This is a genomic window from Vibrio sp. ZF57 (assembly GCF_001691235.1).
Classification (GTDB): domain Bacteria; phylum Pseudomonadota; class Gammaproteobacteria; order Enterobacterales; family Vibrionaceae; genus Vibrio; species Vibrio crassostreae_C.
Genome location: NZ_MAKD01000086.1, coordinates 104,720 through 121,403, shown reverse-complemented (window position 1 = coordinate 121,403; position 16,684 = coordinate 104,720). Strand labels below are relative to the sequence as shown.

General features: G+C 46.8%; 14 protein-coding genes. 4 read left to right on the top strand and 10 right to left on the bottom strand.

The window, feature by feature from the left end; translation table 11 throughout:
• Positions 1 to 77: 77 nt before the first annotated feature.
• The 4 genes from cysQ to A6D97_RS22360 form a co-directional block, all read right to left on the bottom strand.
• A complete protein-coding gene (gene cysQ, locus A6D97_RS13020; RefSeq protein WP_017062477.1) occupies positions 78 to 905 on the bottom strand; it encodes a 3'(2'),5'-bisphosphate nucleotidase CysQ in 828 nt (275 codons plus the stop codon).
• 36 nt (positions 906 to 941) lie between these two features.
• Positions 942 to 1,493 carry an ADP compounds hydrolase NudE gene (nudE, locus tag A6D97_RS13015; RefSeq protein WP_017062476.1) on the bottom strand — a complete coding sequence of 184 codons (552 nt, stop codon included), beginning with the start codon at positions 1,491 to 1,493 and terminating at the stop codon, positions 942 to 944.
• 289 nt (positions 1,494 to 1,782) lie between these two features.
• Positions 1,783 to 2,367, bottom strand: a complete 585-nt coding sequence (nfuA, locus tag A6D97_RS13010; RefSeq protein WP_004741449.1) for a Fe-S biogenesis protein NfuA — start codon at positions 2,365 to 2,367, stop codon at positions 1,783 to 1,785.
• A 109-nt stretch (positions 2,368 to 2,476) separates the two neighbouring features.
• Positions 2,477 to 3,190 (bottom strand): ComF family protein, encoded by a 714-nt coding sequence (locus A6D97_RS22360; protein ID WP_170791827.1) that lies wholly within the window; start codon positions 3,188 to 3,190, stop codon positions 2,477 to 2,479.
• A 93-nt stretch (positions 3,191 to 3,283) separates the two neighbouring features.
• Here A6D97_RS22360 and bioH point away from each other — a divergent pair, with 93 nt between their 5' ends.
• Complete coding sequence (gene bioH / locus A6D97_RS13000) at positions 3,284 to 4,060, top strand: pimeloyl-ACP methyl ester esterase BioH (protein ID WP_065584553.1); 777 nt, start codon at positions 3,284 to 3,286, stop codon at positions 4,058 to 4,060.
• A gap of 355 nt (positions 4,061 to 4,415) precedes the next feature.
• On the top strand, positions 4,416 to 4,889 hold the full coding sequence (locus A6D97_RS12995; protein WP_017063078.1) for a hypothetical protein: 474 nt from the start codon (positions 4,416 to 4,418) through the stop codon (positions 4,887 to 4,889).
• Between the two features lie 126 nt (positions 4,890 to 5,015).
• Here the strand turns inward: A6D97_RS12995 and A6D97_RS12990 are convergent, their stop codons facing one another.
• Together A6D97_RS12990 and greB are read right to left on the bottom strand one after the other, a co-directional pair.
• Positions 5,016 to 7,346 carry a Tex family protein gene (locus A6D97_RS12990; RefSeq protein ID WP_017066128.1) on the bottom strand — a complete coding sequence of 777 codons (2,331 nt, stop codon included), beginning with the start codon at positions 7,344 to 7,346 and terminating at the stop codon, positions 5,016 to 5,018.
• A gap of 664 nt (positions 7,347 to 8,010) precedes the next feature.
• On the bottom strand, positions 8,011 to 8,493 hold the full coding sequence (gene greB / locus A6D97_RS12985) for a transcription elongation factor GreB (RefSeq protein ID WP_017062470.1): 483 nt from the start codon (positions 8,491 to 8,493) through the stop codon (positions 8,011 to 8,013).
• Positions 8,494 to 8,671: 178 nt separating this feature from the next.
• Here greB and ompR point away from each other — a divergent pair, with 178 nt between their 5' ends.
• Together ompR and envZ are read left to right on the top strand one after the other, a co-directional pair.
• Positions 8,672 to 9,391 (top strand): two-component system response regulator OmpR, encoded by a 720-nt coding sequence (ompR, locus tag A6D97_RS12980; protein ID WP_008218409.1) that lies wholly within the window; start codon positions 8,672 to 8,674, stop codon positions 9,389 to 9,391.
• A gap of 153 nt (positions 9,392 to 9,544) precedes the next feature.
• Entirely contained in the window at positions 9,545 to 10,840 is a 1,296-nt protein-coding gene (envZ, locus tag A6D97_RS12975) for a two-component system sensor histidine kinase EnvZ (RefSeq protein WP_065584552.1), read from the top strand.
• A 276-nt stretch (positions 10,841 to 11,116) separates the two neighbouring features.
• Here the strand turns inward: envZ and recG are convergent, their stop codons facing one another.
• The 4 genes from recG to gmk all read right to left on the bottom strand — a co-directional run bounded on the left by recG (position 11,117) and on the right by gmk (position 16,568).
• The gene (recG, locus tag A6D97_RS12970) at positions 11,117 to 13,195 is read right to left on the bottom strand and encodes an ATP-dependent DNA helicase RecG (RefSeq protein WP_017062468.1); all 2,079 of its coding nucleotides are present in this window, start codon (positions 13,193 to 13,195) and stop codon (positions 11,117 to 11,119) included.
• A gap of 177 nt (positions 13,196 to 13,372) precedes the next feature.
• Positions 13,373 to 15,499 (bottom strand): bifunctional GTP diphosphokinase/guanosine-3',5'-bis pyrophosphate 3'-pyrophosphohydrolase, encoded by a 2,127-nt coding sequence (spoT, locus tag A6D97_RS12965; protein ID WP_019826453.1) that lies wholly within the window; start codon positions 15,497 to 15,499, stop codon positions 13,373 to 13,375.
• Positions 15,500 to 15,552: 53 nt separating this feature from the next.
• Positions 15,553 to 15,825: a DNA-directed RNA polymerase subunit omega gene (rpoZ, locus tag A6D97_RS12960; RefSeq protein WP_009848003.1), complete on the bottom strand. Its 273-nt coding sequence runs from the start codon at positions 15,823 to 15,825 to the stop codon at positions 15,553 to 15,555.
• Positions 15,826 to 15,944: 119 nt separating this feature from the next.
• Positions 15,945 to 16,568, bottom strand: a complete 624-nt coding sequence (gene gmk, locus A6D97_RS12955; protein WP_017062466.1) for a guanylate kinase — start codon at positions 16,566 to 16,568, stop codon at positions 15,945 to 15,947.
• Positions 16,569 to 16,684: the final 116 nt, after the last annotated feature.

Below are 16,684 nucleotides of genomic sequence, written 5' to 3'. Positions count from 1 at the left end.
GGCACCTCACTGAGGTGCCCGTTTTGTTTGTTCTGAGAATCTAGAGGATATCTGACGGTTAAAGGGAGCAAACTCGCCTAGTCTTTGCCTTGCAAAATTTCTACCCACGGTAAGTCGGCATCACCGAGCACAATGAAGTTTGGATTCTCAAGCGTTTCTCTTTCATTGTACGAAAGCGGTTCTAGTTGAGTACTTAAGATACGTCCGCCAGCTTCTTCAACAATGCACTGCGTTGCGGCGGTATCCCACTCTCCGGTTGGTCCAAGGCGCAGATAACAATCCACAGCGCCTTCTGCGACTAAACAGGCCTTAAGCGCTGCTGAGCCTAGAGGAACCAAATCATAATTCCATGCTGAGCTCATACGGCTAGTGATGCGATTGATGTCCTGGCGACGGCTGATCGCCATGGCGATTGACTGGTTTGGCAGCTCGTGACGATGCGTTTTGATTTTCACGCTGTCATTAAGGTCTGGGATCTTCCAAGCGCCTTTGCCACTGTAAGCGTAATAGCTCACACCTGAAACGGGTGCGTATACCACGCCCATCACTGGCTTGTTATGCTCGATTAGGGCGATAATTGTCGCGAAATCACCACTTCGTGCGATGAACTCCTGGGTGCCGTCCAGTGGGTCAACTAACCAGTAGCGATCCCATTGAGAGCGTTGCTCTAGGCTGATGTCGGCGTCTTCTTCGGATAATACGGGAATATCAGGCGTCAATTCACTGAGTTTTTTTAATATCAGCTTATGTGCTGCAAGATCGGCACTGGTTACTGGAGTGTCATCACTCTTAATGAACTCTTCGTAATCCTTTTTCTCGTAGATCTCTAAGATGAGTTGACCAGCAGAGCGAGCAATCTCAATGACAGAGGGTAGGAGGTGAGACAAATCTTTTGTTATTGGCATAAATGTTCTCTTACTCTTAGAGCGAGCCTGAATGTTCTAGTTATTGTTTAATACACGAAGGCTTAAAAGCAGGGCTGTAATACTCCGAGCCTCACAGAAATCGAGATGTGTTAACAGTTCTTCGGCTTGAGCAAGTGGCCAGCGCACAATATCGAGAGGCTCTGGCTCATCACCTTCTAGCTTTTCTGGGTAGAGGTCTTCTGCAATAAACAGCGTCATTTTGCTAGAGAAGTAAGAGGGTGCAAGGATCACTTCCTTCAGCGGAGTAAGCTTGTTGGCACCGAAGCCTATCTCTTCTTTGAGTTCGCGAACGGCGGCTTCGTTTGGCTGCTCACCTGGATCAATCAGCCCTTTTGGAAAGCCAAGTTCGTAGCGTTCTGTGCCCGCTGCATATTCACGTACTAATAGAATATCGCCTTGCTCAGTAATAGGAACCATCATCACTGCGTTGCGCCCGCTGGGCTTCATGCGTTCGTAAGTGCGCTCTTCGCCGTTTGAAAAGCGTAAGTCGAGAGACTCGATAGAGAATAGTCTTGATTGAGCGACAGTTTGTTTAGCCAAAATCTCTGGCTTGGTCCTTTTCGTCATTGCGCTCGCTCCTTAGCTCATTGGAATTCTTTCTTATAAAGTCATTCTAATATAGGGGAAATGACCTTGAGTTCCTAGATCCGAGTTTTCATATCCGAAAATTATTGAAGCAGGAATCGATTACGATCACTTGAATACCTTACTCAAGATGGTAACGAGGTGAAAATATGGTTGTATAGCAAGAGAGTATAGAGAGAACGCGATAGTCCTAACTTGCTTATCCACATAACAAAAAAGGTTGATGCTTGCGCATCAACCTTTCAAATAACAACTAACACTAAATCAGTGATTAGTAGTAAGAGTGCTCACCACGATCGTGCTCAGTTGCATCACGAACAGCAGTCAGTTCACCTTCAAACTGTTGAAGAAGTTCTTTCTCGATGCCTTCTTTTAGCGTTACATCAACCATAGAACAACCGTTACAACCACCACCGAATGCTACAATAGCTGCGCCGTCTTCAGTGATTTCTACCAAGCTAACGTGACCGCCGTGACCAGCAAGTTGCGGGTTAACTTGTGTTTGAATTGCGTATTCAACACGTTCTAGAAGTGGTGCATCGTCTGCGACTTTACGCATCTTAGCGTTTGGTGCTTTAAGCGTTAGCTGAGAGCCCATTTTGTCAGTAACGAAGTCAATTTCAGCTTCATCTAGGAACGGTAGGCTTAGCTCATCTACGTATGCAGAGAAAGCTTCGAATTTAAGCTCTGTGTCAGACGCTTCGATAGCATCTGTTGGGCAGTAAGAAACACCACACTCTGCGTTTTGTGTACCCGGGTTTACCACGAACACACGAATGTTTGTACCTTCAGGCTGCTGTGACAGCAGATTGGCAAAATGAGTTTGAGCTGTTTCTGTAATAGTAATATTTGACACGACGAATACCTGAGTAGATTTGTAGGTTATTAGCGCCATTCTACTCCTGTCAGATTTGTAATTCAGCCCTTTTTTGTTGGATTGCTGTACAAGTAGTGATTCACAGCTTTTATCCAGAGGGCTCAGGAGTGCGGCAGATGCAGTAAATATCAATCCTTTTAACGTCCACTTCAAGTAGTAATTGGCATAATTGATACACAGTACTGCCGGTGGTTACAACATCATCAATTATCGCGACGTGAGAGGGGATAGTTCCTTGAACGTCTTGTTTTCGCAGCGCAAAAGCGCTCTTTAGATTGTGTAATCGTGCGGATTTAGTCAGCCCCTGCTGGGAAGCCGTTGAGCGAATTCGACGAAAGAGCACATCACTTTCAACGCCAAGCTCTTGAGCCGTGTAGTCGGCTAGCAGCTTACTTTGATTAAAGCCGCGATGAGTATATCGACGCCAATGCAGCGGCACGCTGGTGATCAGCGGAGCAGGATATTCGATACGTGATGCCAATAGCTTAGATAGATCACGTGCAAACCAAAACTTATCAGCGTACTTCATTTGCTGAATGTAACCTGCTGTAGGGAAGGTGTAATCGCCGACACAGTAGAGGCGATGCCAAGGTGGAGGTTGAGATAAGCACTGTCCGCACTGCTCGACTGTGAGCAGTGTTTTTAACCCACATCGTTGGCAGCGTGGCTGTTGGCAAAAGAGATCGAGGCAAGACTGACACCATCGAGGATGAGTATCATTGGGGAGTTTGTCTAGCTTGCATAGGTGGCACTGAGATGTGACCAGGCGTGGTGTGTTTTTTTGTAGCCAATCAGATAACATAGCTCGTGATGCTTTTGGGTTAGGGTGTTCCTTTTGCTCACCATACTGAAAAGCGCGGATTATCGCTGATGGAAAAAGTAGGGAATATTGAGAATGAGTGACGCGTTGTATTGGCATGTTTCAGGGCAAGGTCCTGATTTGGTTCTGGTTCACGGCTGGGGAATGAACGGTGCGGTATGGCAACAAACGGTCACTGCGTTAGAGTCTGATTTCCGAGTTCATGTTGTCGATCTGCCGGGTTATGGACACAGCTCTCACTGCCACGCTCAAGATCTTGAAGAGATAGCTCAGCAACTGTTGGCCGATGCCCCTAAGCAAGCTATTTGGGTCGGTTGGTCACTCGGTGGCTTGATCGCGACGCATATGGCTCTGCATCATTCAGATTATGTAAGCAAATTAGTGACGGTCGCCAGTTCTCCCAAATTCGCCGCTGCAAAAGAACCTGTTTTGTGGCGAGGTATTCAACCCAATGTATTAACGGTTTTCACTGAACAGTTAGTGGAAGACTTTCAGACCACCATCGAACGCTTTATGGCATTGCAAGCCATGGGCAGCCCTTCAGCAAGGCAAGATGTAAAACAACTCAAGCAAGCGGTGCTGTCTCGCCCGTTGCCGAACCCTGACTCATTATTGGCAGGATTAAAGATGCTGTCGGATGTCGATCTGCGTGAACAACTGCCTGAGATTTCAGTACCAATGCTACGCTTGTATGGTCGATTAGATGGATTGGTGCCAATCAAGGTTGCGAAAGACTTAGGCACAGCCTTGCCTCATACCGAGCAATACATATTTACCCAGTCTTCGCATGCACCGTTTATGACCGAAGCGGATGCCTTTTGCAGTGAGCTTGTCAGCTTCGCACAAAAATAATTGCTAAATATATATCCGGCTTGGTCGATATATAAGCTAATACCAATCACAGTAAGTAAGTGTTCAAAAATAGCGTAGGTAAAAGGCTTGAGAACAAGGCAGCTTTTTTTTGACAAGTAGTTTCGATAAGTAGTTATTCTACAATCAAAAAATCTAACGCCGTTATCGAGCATTTTAACAAGCTAGGATGATCAGTTATTTACTACGATTGGTATAACACCAACGTGTTGCTTGATACTCAGACCTAACTCTCTCCTGAGCTGATTGCGCTAAGTTGGGCTATGCCTGTTGTGCTGACTCACAGTACAACAGCGTTATAGCAAAAACGATGGGCGATTCTTGAGGAGAGTTCGCGATGATTGTGTCACCTGCAACTGCAGTGAGTGTGCCACTAATCGCCCCGTCCGTTAATGTGCAAACAGAGCAAGTTGCGCGTGATAATAGAGTCCGAGAGCCTGTTGCTCCCGCAGTAGCATTGGCGAGAACCAATGCAGAGCGTAAGGTAAAATCAGACGATAAACGAAGGCAGCAGTCGGCTTGGGATCCTTCAGACCATCCAGGTTATGAAATGGAGAACGAGTCAGAGGCCAATTCGGTTAGCCAAGAAGAGCCACAAGACCCTTTTGATCGGCTGTTCAGCTTATTGGCACTGAAAACATACAGTGCTGATCAAGGCAAAGGTTATACCATGCGTTTCCGCCTGCCAAAGCATGTTTTAGATGCGGCGATTCAGGAAGGACAGATGGAGAAACGACGTAAGGTCATAAAGTATCATTATGGTCATGCTGTTGCGCCTCATGCTCCATCAGAGATGTTGGTGGTCTTATAAATCAAAAGTTTACGAGTCAACCAAGCTTCGATGTCTTTTTTGAACACATAATAAAAAAACCTGCATACCCTAAGAGATGCAGGTTTTCTGTTTTAAGCACATCAGCTTTTTAGATGAGCTAATGGATTACTTTTTCGCTTTAGCAAAAGCGGCAGCGAATGCTCCACCCATTGCAGCGTTTTGTTGCGGCTCTTCACGACGGCGTTGGCCACCTTGCGAGTTTTGATTCGAGCGGTTTTGTGTACGAGGTGCACTTGAACGTTGAGCACGGTTGTCTTGTCCAGGCTCGTCCTTCATACGCATGCTCAGTGCAATACGTTTACGCTGAACATCCACTTCCATCACCTTCACTTTCACGATGTCGCCCGCTTTAACCACTTCACGTGGGTCAGAGACAAAGCGATCGGTGAGCGCTGAAATATGCACTAAGCCATCTTGGTGAACACCAATATCAACGAAGGCACCAAAGTTAGCCACGTTCGATACCACACCTTCTAAAATCATGCCCGGTTCTAGATCTGAAACACTGTTTACGCCATCGGCGAAGGTTGCAGTCTTAAATTCAGGGCGAGGGTCACGGCCCGGTTTATCGAGCTCTTTGATGATGTCGCTGACCGTTGGTACACCGAAGTTCTCATTGGTGTAATCGATGGCGTGTAAGCCACGTAAGAAGTCGGTGTTACCCACCAGAGATTTGATGTCTTTGTGGTTTTTCTCAGCGATGCTTTTCACTACTGGGTAAGCTTCTGGGTGAACCGATGATGCATCCAGTGGGTTTTTGCCATCCATAATGCGTAGGAAGCCGGCACACTGTTCAAAGGCTTTTGGACCTAAACGAGCCACTTTCTTCAACGTAGTGCGCGCTTCAAAACGACCATTCTCGTCACGGAAATCCACGATGTTCTGAGCAATGGTGCTAGACAGACCAGCAACACGAGTCAGTAGCGCGGCAGATGCGGTATTCACATCAACACCAACTGCGTTTACACAGTCTTCGACAATCGCATCTAGGCGCTTAGCAAGCATGGTTTGGCTCACATCGTGTTGGTATTGGCCCACACCGATCGATTTAGGGTCAATCTTCACCAGTTCTGCCAGTGGATCTTGCAGACGACGAGCAATAGACACCGCACCACGGATTGATACATCCATGTTCGGGAACTCTTTTGCTGCTAGTTCAGACGCAGAATACACCGATGCGCCTGCTTCGCTAACAATGATCTTTTGCGCTTTTAGGTTGCCGCGTTTAATTACGTCAGCCACAAAGCTGTCGGTTTCGCGTGAAGCCGTACCGTTACCAATCGCAATCAAATCAACATTGAATTGACGAACCATCTGCTCAACCACGTGTGCCGATTTGTCGTATTGCTTTTGAGGTGGGTGAGGGTAAATCGTTTCTGTTGCCAGAACCTTACCGGTTGAATCCACGACAGCGATTTTCGAACCGGTACGTAAACCCGGGTCCAAGCCTAAGGTTGCTCGAGGGCCAGCTGGCGCTGCCATGAGTAGGTCTTTTAGGTTGGTTGCGAATACTTCAATCGCTTCGATCTCTGCACGCTCTTTCATTGCGCCCATCAATTCAGTTTCCATGTGCATAGAAACCTTGATGCGCCATGCCCAGCTAATCACTTGCTTACGCCATGCATCCGCAGGTGCGCTGCTTAGGGTAATACCGTAGTGATCAGAGATGATGTTTTCGCAGTAAGAACCACGTACACCTTCTTCTTGCTCTGGGTCTGCGTTCATTGCCAGTGTTAGGAAGCCTTCATTGCGGCCACGTAGCATTGCAAGAGCACGATGTGACGGTACTTTGCTGAGTGTTTCGTTGTGCTCGAAGTAGTCTTTGAACTTCTCGCCTTCTTGCTCTTTACCTGTCACTACACGAGCGACTAGCTCTGAGTTGCGTGTTAGGTGTTGGCGAATCTTTTCTAGTAGGTTTGCGTCTTCCGCAATGCGTTCCATGATGATCGCACGAGCACCATCGAGAGCAGCTTTGGTATCGGCAATGCCTTTATCGTTGCTGATGAAGTTCGCCGCTTCCGTTTCTGGATCGTGCTGCGGTTCATTCCACAGTGTGTCGGCAAGTGGTTCTAAGCCCGCTTCAATCGCGATCTGGCCTTTAGTGCGACGCTTTGGTTTGTAAGGTAGGTATAAATCTTCTAGACGAGTCTTGCTGTCGGCTTGAGTGATATCACGCTCGAGTTCTGGCGTGAGTTTACCTTGGTCTTGAATCGACTTAAGAATCGTTTGGCGACGATCATCAAGCTCACGAAGGTATGAAAGGCGACTATCAAGGTTACGTAGCTGGGTATCGTCTAAGCCACCCGTAACTTCTTTACGGTAGCGGGCAATAAAGGGAACGGTATTACCGTCGTCAATTAGGTTTACTGCGGCAGTGACTTGCTCAGAACGGACATTCAGTTCTTCAGCGATCAGTCGACAGATAGCTTGGCTCATCCGATGAATCTCTTATTTAATATCATGACAAATACATGGGGGTGAGCGTACGCTTTTTCTAGCTTTGGCTGTGTAATTATCCTGTCAGAAGTCGAATTTCCGTTTCTGATACCCGCTTTGTGCGAGATCTCTTACAAGTGATGTGAGAGTAAGTCGCTTTAGACCGATGAAATCGTCTTGATGTTACACTAAGTTGCTGATTTTATTTGATTGTGTGTTTGTGGGCGTATTTCTCACCTGAAATGTTTTTTAAGACTATCTAGGAAACACGGCCATTTGCCGTAATATTTAACTTGTCGACAGGGAGTTGGCAGGAACAGGAAAAAGCCTAATGGACTAGGTATCTTCAGGATGAAGATTTGATTACTTAGGATGAGTGGTCAGCAAGGAAGTGATAATCTCTGGATGAGATTCGCCAGTCAGGATGACAGGCTAGAATGGACACCGCTAGGATGGCGATGAACAAAAAGGAAATTGGTTAAAGGATTTAGCCACTATCAAGGAAAGATGCAGGGAGCACCTTATCTCGAAGAGATAAACAGTAGCCGGATTGCTGCGATAGAGACTTAACCCCGCTAGGCGAAAGCCTTGCGGGGTTTTCTTTTATCTGGAGTTTGGGTTTGCTGAACACTCAGTTTATCGCTAAGTGTTTATTAAGTTTTGGTTATTCGTTGTCTGCGTAGCGAATCGAGTTAATGAACCACTCTTTGTCGCCTTCCGGTGTTTTTACCGTAAACTCGTCATCTACTTCTTTCTTGAGCAGAGCTCTAGCCATTGGTGAGTCGATAGAGATATAGCCTTTAGCATCGCCGTAGATCTCTTCTGGACCGACAATTCGAAACTTCTTAATTTCCCCATCATCATTCTCAATTTCGACCCAAGCACCGAAAAATACCTTACCTTCTTGTTGTGGCGAGTAATCAACGATCGTGACATCAGGTAGGAACTTTCTTAAAAAACGCACTCGGCGATCGATCTGACGAAGTAGACGCTTATTGAAGGTGTAATCTGCGTTTTCTGAGCGATCTCCAAGGCTTGCCGCCCAAGTGACTATCTTAGTAATTTCAGGGCGTTTCTCGTGCCATAAGTGGTCATGTTCTGCTTTGAGCTTGTTATAACCTTCTCGAGTAATAAGTTTGGTTTTCATAAATCTGACTTAATGAAATGATGATCTAAGATAGAATATATAGAAAGGCAACATACGTTAACAATTATTTAGGCGACTTTTTCTCCAATAATGTTACATTTTTAATGTCTTATACCAATATACAATTTACCAAGAATGCTTAACCTTAGGTTTAAGCTTTAATAGGTGGAACCATTACATGCAAGAAAACTACAAAATTTTAGTGGTCGATGACGATGCTCGTTTACGTGCACTGTTAGAGCGCTATCTGTCAGAGCAGGGCTTTCAAGTGCGTAGCGTGGCAAACAGTGAGCAGATGGACCGCCTGTTAACCCGTGAAAATTTTCACTTGATGGTATTGGATTTAATGTTGCCGGGCGAAGATGGTCTATCGATCTGTCGTCGTCTACGAAACGCAAACAACTCGCTACCAATCCTGATGCTTACTGCAAAGGGTGATGAAGTGGATCGCATTGTGGGCTTGGAAGTGGGTGCTGATGATTACCTGCCAAAACCATTTAATCCACGTGAACTGCTTGCTCGTATTAAAGCTGTACTGCGTCGCCAAGTCATTGAAGCACCGGGTGCACCAAGCACAGAAGAGTCTGTGGTTGAGTTTGGTGAGTTCCGCTTGAACTTAGGTACTCGCGAAATGTTCCGCGGTGAAGAGCCAATGCCGCTTACTTCGGGTGAATTTGCGGTTCTTAAGTCCTTGGTAACGAATGCTCGTGAGCCAATGTCTCGCGATAAGCTGATGAACATGGCTCGTGGCCGTGAGTATTCAGCAATGGAACGTTCTATCGATGTTCAGATTTCACGTCTGCGTCGTCTAGTTGAAGAAGATCCAAGCAAACCTCGCTACATCCAAACGGTGTGGGGCTTGGGTTATGTATTCGTTCCAGATGGCAAAGCTGTGTAATTCAGCTTAATAAGCTCTACAGTAGCTTTATCGATTCTGTGAATCTTACGGGTCATCTCATTAATATGCGATGGCCCGTTTTCTATTCAGCACAATGGTTTAGAGTTATAGTCATATAACACTTTCTTTATCTTTCTACATCTCGGGTACCCCATGCGTATACGTAGCTCCTTTACTCAGTCGATAGTGCTTTTCTTAACGCTATTGGTCGCTAGCCAAATTTTTTCTTATTACGCGGTGTTTAACTATGCGTTGATGCCGAGTTTGCAGCAGTTTAATAAGATATTGGCACACGAGTTAAACTTAGTATTGGACCAAGGCAGTGATATCGAAATTGATGCACCGCTGCGCCAGCGTGTGCTTGAGCAGTTAGGGGTAACCGTTCATGCCAAGGACAGCGAAGCCGCGGGCGAGTACTACCATGCAGTCGCAATCGACCTGATGAGTGAGGAGATGACCAAAGAGCTGGGTTCTGAAACCGAAGTGCGGTTGATTCTCGGCAAAGAGAGTTATGTGCTGTGGATGGATATTGATCAGCTGCCCAACTCTCTGATTCGTATTCCTTTATCTGAGCTGCAAGAAGAAGATTTCGCGCCGCTATTTCGTAATAGTTTGATCATGGCGATGCTGATCGTCGCTGGTGGTTGGCTGTTTATCCGATTGCAAAACCGCCCGTTGATTGCGCTAGAGAAAGCCGCGCAAGGAGTGGGGCGAGGTGATATCCCACCTCCACTGCCAGTGCAAGGTGCACAAGAGATTCGCTCGGTAACTCGCGCCTTTAACCAGATGTCGAAAGGCATCCAAGAGCTAGAAGAAGACCGCGCCTTGTTGATGGCGGGTATCAGCCATGATTTACGTACTCCGTTAACGCGTATTCGCTTAGCGACTGAGATGATGTCACCAGAGGATGCCTACTTAGCTGAGGGGATTATCAGTGATACCGAAGAGTGTAATGAAATCATCAGCCAGTTCATGGATTACCTAAAGCCTGTCGACCGAGATTCATTCCAAGCGGTGTTTGTCGATGATATTGCTCGTGAGGTATCGAGCTCTGAGGGTGGCTACGAGGTTCAGATTGAAACCGATATTCCAGAATCGATGAAGCCAGCGCTAGGTAATCCGATCGCGATGAAGCGTGCTGTGAGCAACTTGGTGGTGAATGCGCTGCGTTACGGTAATGGTTGGGTCAAGGTATCAACTGGTATGACGGCGGATAACAAGCTTGCTTGGGTGACGGTAGAAGATAACGGGCCGGGTATTCCACAAGACCAGATCGGAAAGCTGTTTGAACCTTTCACGCGTGGTGACACGGCTCGTGGTAGCGAAGGAACGGGCTTGGGCTTAGCAATTGTGAAACGTATCGTTAGCCAGCATCAAGGTGCTGTTGTGGTCAATAACCGCAGTGAAGGTGGCTTAAAAGCGCAGATCAGTTTCCCGGTTAAGCCCTAGTTATCATCGGTCCGTTTGATGACGATAAGTTCGGTTCGAGGAACGGTTAAGAGATCCCCGACTCGGTCATTCTTCCCTCTCCGAGGATGACGAATTGCTAACCATGGACTTTGATGATGAAAGTTTACTTTGATCGTCATTCCCTATCGTGAGGAACGAGCGAATAGGGAATCTCGCTCTTGCTTGATGAAAGTAACGCACACTAAAAAGGCTTCCTTGAGGAAGCCTTTTTTACGTTTGAATACGGTCTCAGTGTTAACTATGCCTCAGTGTTAACTACGCCTTAGAGTAAACATCGCGTTCACCCAACCAACGGTTGATGATCGCCTTAGCATTGTCTGGGTAGCTATCGTGAATATGACGCGCAATACGCTGCACTTCAGGTATCAAACGTTGGTCACGAATTAGATCGGCGATCTTGAAATCAGCCAAGCCAGTTTGTTTGGTACCGAGCAATTCACCGGGGCCACGGATTTCTAAGTCGCGCTGTGCAATCACAAAGCCATCGTTACTTTCACGTAGCACACCTAGGCGTTTCTGAGCGGTTTTAGACAGCGGAGAGTGATACAACAATACACAATGACTTGCGACCGAACCTCGGCCGACACGGCCACGCAGTTGGTGCAGTTGCGCTAGGCCAAGACGTTCTGGGTTCTCGATGATCATTAAGCTCGAATTCGGAACATCCACACCAACTTCAATCACGGTTGTCGCAACCAATAGATGCAGCTTGTTCTCTTTGAACTCTCGCATCACCGCTTGTTTCTCGGCGGGTTTCATACGGCCATGGACTAAACCAATTTTTACGTCAGGCAGTTTGCGTTGTAGCTCTTCTGCAGTGTCGGCCGCGGCTTGCGCTTCTAATACTTCGGATTCATCAATTAGCGTACATACCCAGTAGGCTTGTTTGCCTTCATTGAGACACGCATTACGCACCCGTTCGACAATATCATCACGTTTAGTATCAGGGATCGCTACGGTTTGAATTGGGGTTCGTCCCGGTGGCAGTTCATCAATAATCGAAGTTTCGAGGTCGGCATAGGCCGTCATTGCTAACGTTCGTGGGATTGGGGTAGCGGTCATGACCAACTGATGTGGGTAGTAGCCTTGCTTTGCGCCTTTCTCACGTAGCTCTAATCGCTGGTGGACACCAAATCGGTGTTGCTCATCAATGATCACTAAACCAAGGTTTTTGAACTCGACATGCTCTTGGAACAGGGCATGAGTACCGACCACCATTTGCGCTTCGCCACTGGCAATACGTGTTAGTTCAGTTTCACGAGCTTTGCCTTTGAGCTTACCTGCTAGCCATCCAACTTGAATACCCATTGCCTCAAACCAGTTGGCAAAGTTAATCGCGTGTTGTTCTGCGAGTAGTTCAGTGGGTGCCATAAGTGCTACTTGTTGACCGTGTTCCAATGCGCGAACCGCCGCCAGTGCAGCGACTAAGGTTTTACCAGAGCCCACATCACCTTGCACTAAACGCATCATAGGATGCGGCTTTTCCAAGTCAGCTTCGATCTCTTTGGTCACTCGTGCTTGGGCATTGGTTGGTGAAAACGGCAGCTGAGCCAGTAGCTTATCTTTAAGGGTGTTTACTGGAGGAAAAGGCATTGCCTTGTCTTGCTGCCCTTTGCTACGAACAGACAACATAGACAGGTTTTGAGCCAGTAACTCTTCCATAATTAGGCGCAGTTGCGCAGGGTGCTTGCCTTCATCAAACAGCTCTAGGTCAATGCCCGGGGGCGGCCTGTGAATGGTATGCAGTGCTTGTGCGAGGGTAATTTGGTGGTCGTATAAACCTGATGGGAGAAGCTCGTTAACTGCGGCCTTGTCGATTAGCTCTAAGGCTTGATCGGTAAGATTACGCAGCGTGACTTGTCTTAGCCCTTCGGTGGTTGGGTACACCGGAGTCAGATTGGCTTCAACGTCTGGCTGTTGCCTCGGCGCAAAGAATTTGTAGTCAGGGTGGACGATCTCAAGCCCCATATTACCGCGCTTGATCTCACCATAAGCATGCACTTGTTTGCCTTCGGCAAAGTTATTCTTCATGCCTGCAGTGAAGTTGAAAAAACGCAGTGTAATAGTGCCATTACCATCACTGATCTTTACTGCGAGCATCTTACGTTTACCGAAAATGGTATCGACGTGCATTACCTTGCCTTGCACTGCTGCCCATAAACCAGCATGCAGTTTTACGATTGGATAGATACGCGTTCGATCTTCATAGCGCAAAGGCAGGTGAAATAGCAGGTCTTGTACATTGTTAAGCCCAACCTTCTCTAGTTTCTCTGCGACTTTAGCGCCGACTCCAGATAAAGAGTTGAGAGGGATAGCAGATAAAAGCTGTGACATAACAAGGCTCATAAACGTAAGAGAGATGATCTATTCAAGCATTTTACTGGATTTTTGTACAGGCAGGAATGGGAGGGAGCGCGGTAAATACTAGGATTACGGTTATAAAAATCCCCTTAAGCGATAAAGCATTAAGGGGATTTAAATTCTTGGCAAAACTATTATCAAGTTTAAACGTTAGTTCTTACGACGTCTTACTTTCAGCGCGTGTGGCATCACACGTAGCTTTTTCATAATACTTGCAAGATGAACACGATCTTTGGTGGTCAACAAGATAGTCACTGTGTACAGGCGTCCATCACGTTCTTCAGTTGAAATACCGTGAATGTTCGAGCCTGTTTTCGAGATAACGTTAGTTAACTCAGCCAGTGCACCTTGGTGGTTCTGCAGATCAACCTGAAGTTCAGCTGTGAACTCTTGGTCGTAATCGTCAGACCATTCCACCGCCATGTACTTGTCTGGTTCTTTTTGGTAACCACGAACGTTTGGACACGTTTCACGGTGAACCACAAGGCCACGACCTGGAGAGACATGGGCAATGATGTGATCATCTGGAATCGGGTGACAACAGTTGGCGAACGTTAGCAGTAGACCTTCAGCACCACGGATTGGAAGTTTCTTCCTAGGCGTGTCGCTGTTGTTTTCTACTTCAGTCAGTTCGTCAGCATCACCAAGCAGACGACGAGCAATTACGATACTCATCAGCTCACCAAGACCAATTGACGCTAGCAAGTCTTCAATACTGTCGAGACGAAGATCAGACAATACATGTTCAACGTTCTCTTGGCCGATATCACCAATCGAGTGTTCGCCAAGTGCGTGGTTCAGTAGACGACGACCTAAGGTAATCGACTCTTCGCGGCGCATAGTCTTCAGAACCTGACGGATCTTAGTACGCGCACGTGATGTCACCACGTAGTTGAGCCATGCTGCATTCGGACGTGCGCCCGGAGCACTGATGATCTCAATAGTTTGACCGTTCTTCAGCGATTTGCTGAGTGGGTAAGGGTTCATGTCTACACGAGCACCTACACACATGTTGCCGACATCGGTATGCACCGCGTAAGCAAAATCGACCGCTGTTGCGCCTGCCGGAAGCTCGACAATGCGACCCTTCGGCGTGAACACGAAGATCTCATCTGGGAACAGATCAGACTTAACGTTTTCAATGAATTCGAATGAGTTACCCGCGCTTTGTTGCAGCTCAAGTAAGCTCTGCATCCAACGTTGTGCTTTAACCTGTGCGGTTGTGCCATTACTGCTGCGTGAGCCGTTGCCTTTGTAAGACCAGTGCGCTGCGACACCTTTGTCTGCCATTTGATCCATATCTTCAGTACGGATCTGAACCTCAACTGGCACCCCGTGAGGGCCGATCATTGACGTGTGCAGAGATTGGTAGCCGTTGGCTTTTGGTACCGCAATGTAATCTTTCATGCGGCCAGGGCGAGGCTTGTACAGGCTGTGAGCCTGACCAAGTACGCGATAACAAGTATCTGGGGTATCAACCACGACGCGGAAAGCGTAGATGTCCATAATGGTGTGGAAGCGCTGCTCTTTAGTTTTCATCTTGTTGTAGATGGAGAACAGGTTTTTTTCACGACCAAGTACGCGAGCAGGCAAACCGACCTCTTCAAGGCGGCCTTCAATTTCGCTATGGATACGTTGGATCATTTCCTTACGGTTACCACGCGCAGCTTTCACTACGTTTTTAAGTACGCGATAACGGTTAGGATAGAGGGCTTCAAAGCCCAGCTCTTCTAGTTCGGTCTTGATGTTATGAATACCAAGACGGTGAGCTAGTGGAGAATAAATCTCTAGGGTTTCACGAGCAATACGACGCTTTTTGTCAGGACGAAGTGCCCCAAGCGTGCGCATGTTGTGAGTACGGTCAGCTAATTTGATCAAGATAACGCGGATGTCTTGCACCATGGCGAGAACCATCTTGCGGAAGTTCTCTGCTTGCGCTTCTTTGCGATCACGAAATTTAAGCTTATCCAGCTTAGATACACCATCAACCAATTCAGCAACGGTATTGCCAAATTTTTCCTCTAGATCTTCTTTAGTGACATCACAGTCTTCGATGACATCATGAAGCAGAGCAGCTTGCAGGGTTTCGATATCCAGACGCATTTCTGCCAGGATTCTTGAAACAGCTACAGGGTGGATAATGTATGGTTCACCGCTTGAGCGGGTTTGCCCTTCATGGGCGTCTCTCGCTACCACATAAGATTGACGCAGAGCCTCAATTTGAGGCTCTGTTAGGTATTCTTGGGCAACGTCTTTGAGGCTATCGAATAGATACAAATTAAAGGCCCGGAAGGTTAATTAGTTCGAATGACGCTTTTTGCGAATATGAGCTAACGAGTGTGAGCGATGCTGCTTACTGCTGCAAGTTCAGCCGCTTCTTGCTCTTGTTGCTCTTGACGTTCACGAGCATCTAGTACGTCTTTAGTGATAAGACCTTCTTCGATTTCGCGAAGAGCGATAACCGTTGGCTTATCGTTTTCTTCAGGCACTAGTGAATCTTTACCGCCAGTTTGCATTTGACGTGCGCGGCGAGCCGCAATAAGAACTAGGTCGAAACGGTTGCCAACTTTTTCAACAGCGTCTTGAACAGTTACGCGTGCCATGAGGACTCCAAATAGTAATTAACTAATAAATTTTTGATGACGAGAAAGTATACAAGTTTAACTAGATACTTTCTAGATCACCGTATACTTATCTCAATAGAAAATCTAGGGGATCTAGATTATTCCGCTAATAAAGCAGTAAGCATGCCGCTGTATTTCGCTGCTTGCTTATCTTCTTTTAAGCGCTCCGCACGAATGATAGCTCTGAAGTCCATTAGGGCTGCATCAAAGTCGTCATTCACGATCACATAATCATATTCTGCATAGTGAGAAATCTCTGATTTTGCTTCGCTCATGCGTTTCGCAATAACTTCGTCGCTGTCTTGACCGCGAACATTCAAACGACGCTCTAGCTCACCATTTGATGGTGGAAGAATGAATACACTCTTCGCTTGAGGCATTTGTTCACGGATCTGACGAGCACCTTGCCAGTCGATATCTAGGAATACATCGATACCGCGGTTTAGGTTTTCTTCAATCCAAACGCGTGAAGTACCGTAGTAGTTGCCGAACACTTCAGCGTACTCTAGGAATTCACCTTTAGTAATAAGGTCTTCAAAATGATGCTTCTCTACGAAGTGGTAGTGAACACCATTTTCTTCACCAGGGCGCATACCGCGAGTGGTGTGTGAAACAGATACCTTCATTGCGTAGGTTGGATTGGTTTCTAGCATTGCTGAGATCAAGCTCGACTTACCTGCGCCACTAGGTGCAGATACGATGTAAAGAGTACCTTTGCCCATCTGTATATTTCCACTGTTGGTTGGATTGAGTGAAGGCAATAAACCTACACTTTAAAAGATAGCACTGACTCTAATTTTTGTTCCGATGGCGCATCTACTAATTGTGCCGTTGGTTA

Bases quoted from the DNA above. Each gene is read 5' to 3' on its own strand.
- envZ (WP_065584552.1), top strand. From the start codon at position 9,545: ATGCGTATACGTAGCTCCTTTACTCAGTCGATAGTGCTTTTCTTAACG.
- A6D97_RS22360 (WP_170791827.1), bottom strand. From the start codon at position 3,190: ATGTTATCTGATTGGCTACAAAAAAACACACCACGCCTGGTCACATCT.
- nudE (WP_017062476.1), bottom strand. From the start codon at position 1,493: ATGACGAAAAGGACCAAGCCAGAGATTTTGGCTAAACAAACTGTCGCT.
- ompR (WP_008218409.1), top strand. From the start codon at position 8,672: ATGCAAGAAAACTACAAAATTTTAGTGGTCGATGACGATGCTCGTTTA.
- A6D97_RS12990 (WP_017066128.1), bottom strand. From the start codon at position 7,346: ATGAGCCAAGCTATCTGTCGACTGATCGCTGAAGAACTGAATGTCCGT.
- greB (WP_017062470.1), bottom strand. From the start codon at position 8,493: ATGAAAACCAAACTTATTACTCGAGAAGGTTATAACAAGCTCAAAGCA.
- gmk (WP_017062466.1), bottom strand. From the start codon at position 16,568: ATGGGCAAAGGTACTCTTTACATCGTATCTGCACCTAGTGGCGCAGGT.
- bioH (WP_065584553.1), top strand. From the start codon at position 3,284: ATGAGTGACGCGTTGTATTGGCATGTTTCAGGGCAAGGTCCTGATTTG.
- cysQ (WP_017062477.1), bottom strand. From the start codon at position 905: ATGCCAATAACAAAAGATTTGTCTCACCTCCTACCCTCTGTCATTGAG.
- rpoZ (WP_009848003.1), bottom strand. From the start codon at position 15,825: ATGGCACGCGTAACTGTTCAAGACGCTGTTGAAAAAGTTGGCAACCGT.
- recG (WP_017062468.1), bottom strand. From the start codon at position 13,195: ATGTCACAGCTTTTATCTGCTATCCCTCTCAACTCTTTATCTGGAGTC.
- A6D97_RS12995 (WP_017063078.1), top strand. From the start codon at position 4,416: ATGATTGTGTCACCTGCAACTGCAGTGAGTGTGCCACTAATCGCCCCG.